Here is a 5781-nt window from a genome sequence, read left to right as displayed (position 1 = left end):
AAATTTACTCAACGTCAGCTCCTCGCGGAGGCCGGCATTCCAATACCTGCTTATCGCTTAGCAGCGAATGCAGCGGAGGTTGAAATCTCTGCCGCCGAGATCGGCCTGCCGGTGATTCTGAAGCCAGTCATAGGCAGCGGCAGCATCGGTGTGCGATTATGCAGCACCGTCGATGAGTTAGCCGAACATACCACCTACCTATTGGGTGGGAAGCATATTTGGCGATCTTCACCGAGGATACTTGTTGAAGAATACGCGAATGGTCCAGACTACGGCGCTTACGCAATGGGAAATGAAATCGTTGGGATAGAGGCTGCTGTATATGGCGGCCAGCCGCATTTCGTCTGTAGTGAAGGAACCTTCCCAGCCCCGCTCATTGATGACGAGTACAAACTTATGGCCGATGTTTCGCTGAGTTGCTTGCGATCTCTCGGCCTTGGCTGGGGGCCAACCAGTATCCAATTCCGATGGACGACACGTGGTCCAGTCGTTATTGAAGTCAACCCGCGGCTTGGTGGTGGTCCTCAACCGGTTCATCTGGCTTACGGAGTCGACCTCGTCACCGAACACATCAAGCTTGTCATCGGTCGCGAATGTAACCTGCGCAAAAGCCATTCACATATCGCGGCCTGGCGCTCATTGTTTCCTGATCGCGATGGCATCCTCGATTGGATCCATGGCGGCAGTCAGGCTGCTGCTGTACCGGGTGTCGCCGAAGTCAAATTTTATGTTGAGCCCAAGACGCCGATCATCAGGAAGGGCGATTACCGAGACTCCATGGGGTACATTATCGCCGTTTCATCCAACCGTTCTCGGACAAAGTCGATACTCCAGCAAGCCATCGACCTAATCGACTGGTCGATCACACCATTTCCGACTGAACAGGAACAATAATCGGTTCCTCGTCTCTCCGCACCAGCGCAGATGTCCCAGCCAAAGAGTGATCGTTGCCGAACATTGGTGCGATTGAGAGCACGAAAGAGATGCGGAGCCATAGCTATACTTTGCGATCCGTGGCGAATCGCGATCGGTTGATTTTTGCTGATTCACAGAAGCCTCGTGCTTTGCTTTCCGCGACACGATCGTGAGTGGCGACTGATTACCTGCGCTCCAAAGGGGCTTTGCGCGAGCTAGGCTTCGCTTGATCAGGCGGCCGCCACCTGCTGAACAAGTCTCTCGGAGACATCTTGCAGCCAGATGACGTCGATATGGAAACTGCATTTGACCATGGCCGCTGGGCGTTCAATCGTCTGACTTCTCTAGCCGCGAGTTGAACAACAAGCACAGGACGATCAAGCCTCAGCGACCGGATTGTGCTGGCCAGTCTTAGCGGAGGCTGTGTCATTGTTGCGCGAATGCAAACCTCAAAAATCAATGGAGTAGACTCATGACGATCCCAAAGGGTGTACAGGCATTTCCACGCACTGAATACCTGCGCCGGCTGTCCGCCGTGAAGGCTGAAATGGAGGGACGCGACGTGGACGTACTGCTCGTTTTGGACGCTTCCAATATCACTTATCTTTCAGGCTATACCACGCCGTCCGGATATGTTCCTCAGGCGCTTGTGATTGACGGGGTGGCTGAGGAGCCGACATTCATCCTTCGTCGTTGCGATGCGCCGGCGGCCATGTACGAATGTTTCATGGAACAGGATAAGATCATCGGCTACCCGGAAGCGCTCATTGGCAATCTAGCCAACGACGGATACGATGCCGTCATCGACTTCCTGAATGAAGCTGGTCTCGCGAAACGGGGGCTGGGTATCGAGATGTCGAGCCTGCCTGCAGCGACATCGGAAAAGTTCAAGTCACGGCTGCCTGAGGCTCGCGTTGTAGACTGCACCAAGCTTGTCAGCTGGCTCCGCCTAGTCAAATCCGATCTCGAAATAGAAGTCATGCGGGAAGCCGCCGCCATTTCCGACGCCGCGATGAAGCGCGCCAGCGAAGTCATACGTGCCGGTGTAGCGGAAGCCGACGCGGCGGCAGAGATCGCGGCGGCGTTAATCCGGGGAGCGAATGGAAAGCCGGGAACGGCGCTGAAGGCCTTCTATCTCTGCGCCTCGCCTCGGATAGGTACCTGTCACATTCCGTGGACGGGGGACGTGTTCCGCGACGGGTCCCAGATCAATCTCGAACTCGGCGGCACTCGCCATGGATATTCCGCGGGCCTCATGCGTACTTTCTCGATCGGCGCCCCGTCCGAACGCCTGCGCCGCATTCATGAGGCCCAGGTCGAAGGCCTTGAGGCGGCACTCGCCGCAGTCCGGCCGGGATCAACGTGCAGCGAAGTGGCCAACGCGTTCTACAAGACGCTCCGCAAACACGGTTTCGAAAAGGAAACGCGCTGCGGCTACGCGCACGGCATTGGCTGGCTCGAACCGACTGCAAGCCTCCGGGATGGCGACACGACTGAGCTGAAGCCGAACATGACCTTTCATTTGATGCTGGGCAACTGGATTGAGGACGACTTCGGTTACGTGATCAGCGAGACATTCCGGGTCGCCGGCACCGGCGCTGAGGTAATCACAAACACGCCGCGGAAGATCTTCGAAATCTGAACGGGCAATCGTGTCCGGTCGCCTATCTATTCGATCGTGTTGATGTCAGGCGCTTCTAAGTTGTCCGAATCGCCGGCGTTTTGATGTCCTCCGGAGGGTCTTGCTTCTCTCCGGATTGGCTCTTGGGATTAGAAGAATGGCGGAAAGATCTGTTCGGCGTCTGATTCAATGATGCGATCAGCACGTGGACCGTAGCGAACTCCCTCCGAAGGACTTCTGTCCGCCAGTTGGCGGATTTGAGGTGACACTAGTTGCGATGGCTTCTGGAGCGATTGCGGTCAAGCTTGTTAGTGCTTCATGTCCTATTCGATTGTTCGATCGGTTGGCGACCATCTCCTCGTCCTGACTTGGCTTCGGCTGTGCCGCGGGGGACTGGCCGGTCGTGTTGGCCGGCAGGTCATCGCGTGCGCGACGTGGCTTTGATGGAGCTACGAGCCCGATGGCTGCGATCGCGGCTGGTCTCGCGGCGCACCGCGACGATTTCCAGATCCGTGCCTTCCTCATCGAACAGGCGCATGGCTTGGCCTCGTGCCACGGCAATACAGTACCGGAGGGAAGCCGACTGTCCGCCGCATCTCAAAACCAGGAAGCCGCTTATCTGCGAATTCTGTTAATCCAGGCGGCCAGCTTCGGCGCATGGCTGCAGAATGCCGCGCCGCGGCTTCATCGCAGCAAGCTCGCCACGGCACTGGCTATCGCTGAAGCGCCAAAGTCCCGACAGCGATCGAAGGCTTCGCTGTGCCGATCGCCGCGACCAGGAGATCATCGGCGCGACGCCGGCACGCTCATCAGGCGACGGCAGTTCGCCTCGTTCTGGCTGATCTCCTCGATCTCCTGGCTGACCGTTTCGATGAGCTCGTCGAGCCACAGCCAGTCCTCGTAGAGTCCAACGATCGGATCGCTCATGCGCGGCGATATCTCGTCGGCACGGTTCTCCAGGATTGCGAACTGCGAGTTGCGAAGTGCTCTCGCGCCGGGCAGCACGGCAATACCGTGCTGCGCAATGGCTGGACATTCGGCAGCACCGAAACGAGGTGACGGCCATCTAAACCGCCACCCCCCAGTGCGCGAGAAGCATGGAGCGAATATGAACGCACCCGGAATCTGTTTGACCCAAATGGTTGCCTGGCAACCTATCCGCTAATGAGATTAACGGTGCGTGCGAATTCCCCATCAAGGCCATGACACGCGAGCCGACCAAAAGGGCCGGATACATATGAGCGACTTCCGCTATCCTCCACGCCTCACTTGCGATCAGCAGCCGGTCCATACAATTGGGTCAGGTGGCCGCAAGCATGGTGTCTTGCCGTTTCCAGCGAAGTTCGGTGGCGTCCAGCCACGTGCGAGGCATGATCACCGCCAGTCTTCTGGCAAGCGCGACAATGGCTTTTTGCGTCCCTCGCCGATTGGCGACGTTCTTCGCCCCGGCCTTAAACCACGACCAATTTGCCAACGCGTCAGCGGGACTGGGCGGCCTCGAAGGCAACGACCTCTTCATGCCTAGGCCCGCAGGGGGACATGCATTCAACGCGCTCCCTTTCTCCCTGCTGAAATTACCCGGTCATGGCCGACTTCATTATCTCCGGAGGGACAACCCCGGTCGCCTACGAAACAAGATCGATCACGACCAAACAATTGCCCTAGCCACCTGACGGCGATCATCGATGCTGTGATTTGCGACAATGACGCTGCTTCCCGGACCCTTTTTCGATCGCAGCCTGATTATGCTCGATGTCGGAGGGAAATCCTAGCTTCCGCCGCCCCGTGACTAGTGCCATCGCCGAGGCCGCGGTCCACGCTGTCATGGATGATCTGGTCAGAGAGGGCCTCACGATCTTAATTCGGTGGGCCGGGCCGACGCGCGAGGACGCAGACATCCAAGGGTCAGTTCCGTAACCGACTTGCCCCACGGCGACCTAGCATGTGCTGGCCGGGACCGACCTCTGTGCTGAAAAGCGAGCCTCGGGTCCATCTCGTTACTAGATGTCGATGATACACAAAAGGCATTTGACGAAATCGTGCTGCGGAATGATGCTCGCTTAAATAAGGCACTAGGACAGAAAAAGCTGGGAACTAATAGATGTACAGCGTCGACACTTTCCGACATCTCCAGGAAGAAGCCACGCAATGGCGCCGCTACCTGCACCAGAATCCGGAACTGGGATACGAGGTGCACAATACGGCGAAGTTCGTTGCTGAGAAGCTGGCCTCCTTCGGTATCAATCACATCGAGACGGGCATCGCCGAGACCGGCGTGGTTGCCCTGATCCAGGGTGAGGGCGGGGAGGGGCCGACGATCGGACTGCGCGCCGATATGGATGCCCTGCCGATCCTGGAAGCGTCGAACAAGGCCTGGTCCTCGCGGATACCCGGCAAGATGCACGCGTGCGGCCATGACGGCCACACCGCGATGCTATTGGCGGCTGCAAAACACCTCGCCGCGACGCGCAACTTCAAAGGCTCAGCGGCTTTGATCTTCCAGCCCGCCGAGGAAGATGGACGAGGTGCTTTGAAGATGGTCCAGGAAGGAATCATGGAGCGCTTCAACATCTCCCAGGTCTACGGCCTGCACAACTCACCCGGCACTGACATTGGCCAGTTCGCCATCCGGGAGGGCGGTATGATGGCGGCGCTTGACGAGTTTGACATCATCGTCAAGGGGAGGGGCGGGCATGCAGCTTCGCCCCACAGGACTGTCGACCCTGTGGTCACCGCCGCACAAATCATCGTTGCCCTCCAGACCGTGGTGTCCCGCAACACCGACCCCACTGACGCCCTCGTCGTTTCTGTCACGAAGTTCACGGCGAGCCAAGCCTACAACGTCATCGCGGACCAGGTCGAAATGGGTGGGACTGTCAGGAGTCTGACCTCCGCCGTGCGCGATCTGGCGCAGCGGCAGATCAGGTTATGCGCCGAGGGCGTGGCCCACGGGATGGGCGCGGAAATTGAGTTCAGGCATCGGCGGCTCGAACCCCTTACATTCAATCACACGGCCGGAACACATTTCGCGATCACCGCAGCCCGCGGCCTCGTGGGCCATGACGCCGTAAACGACAACGTCAAGCCTTCGATGGGATCCGAAGACTTTGCCTACATGCTGGAAGCGCGGCCGGGCGCGATCATCCTCTTGGGGAACGGCTCGACGCCGGGCTTGCACAATCCCGCTTACGATTTCGACGACGAGGCGATCCCGTATGGCGTGGGCTATTGGGTAACCCTCGTCG

At 58.4% G+C, this 5781-nt stretch carries 4 protein-coding genes and 1 pseudogene; 4 read left to right on the top strand and 1 reads right to left on the bottom strand.

Translation table 11 applies throughout. The features are described from left to right. The 3 genes and pseudogenes from EOA33_RS21725 to EOA33_RS21715 all read left to right on the top strand — a co-directional run. A partial coding sequence (locus tag EOA33_RS21725; protein ID WP_127302982.1) for an ATP-grasp domain-containing protein occupies window positions 1–894 on the top strand: 894 nt, incomplete at its 5' end. Between the two features lie 493 nt (window positions 895–1387). Continuing rightward, the gene (locus EOA33_RS21720) at window positions 1388–2557 is read left to right on the top strand and encodes a Xaa-Pro peptidase family protein (protein WP_126080651.1); all 1170 of its coding nucleotides are present in this window, start codon (window positions 1388–1390) and stop codon (window positions 2555–2557) included. A 513-nt stretch (window positions 2558–3070) separates the two neighbouring features. Beyond that, a pseudogene (locus EOA33_RS21715) lies at window positions 3071–3173 on the top strand (transposase); the annotation flags it as partial. 146 nt (window positions 3174–3319) lie between these two features. Here the strand turns inward: EOA33_RS21715 and EOA33_RS21710 are convergent. Next, window positions 3320–3541 (bottom strand): hypothetical protein, encoded by a 222-nt coding sequence (locus tag EOA33_RS21710; RefSeq protein WP_127256907.1) that lies wholly within the window; start codon window positions 3539–3541, stop codon window positions 3320–3322. A 1096-nt stretch (window positions 3542–4637) separates the two neighbouring features. Here EOA33_RS21710 and EOA33_RS21705 point away from each other — a divergent pair. Beyond that, window positions 4638–5781, top strand: a 1144-nt coding sequence (locus EOA33_RS21705; protein ID WP_145989227.1) for a M20 aminoacylase family protein, incomplete at its 3' end; no start/stop codon positions are given.

Source organism: Mesorhizobium sp. M4A.F.Ca.ET.050.02.1.1, from assembly GCF_003997725.1.
In the GTDB taxonomy this organism is placed as follows: Bacteria; Pseudomonadota; Alphaproteobacteria; order Rhizobiales; family Rhizobiaceae; genus Mesorhizobium.
This window is presented reverse-complemented; position numbering and strand designations above follow the sequence as displayed.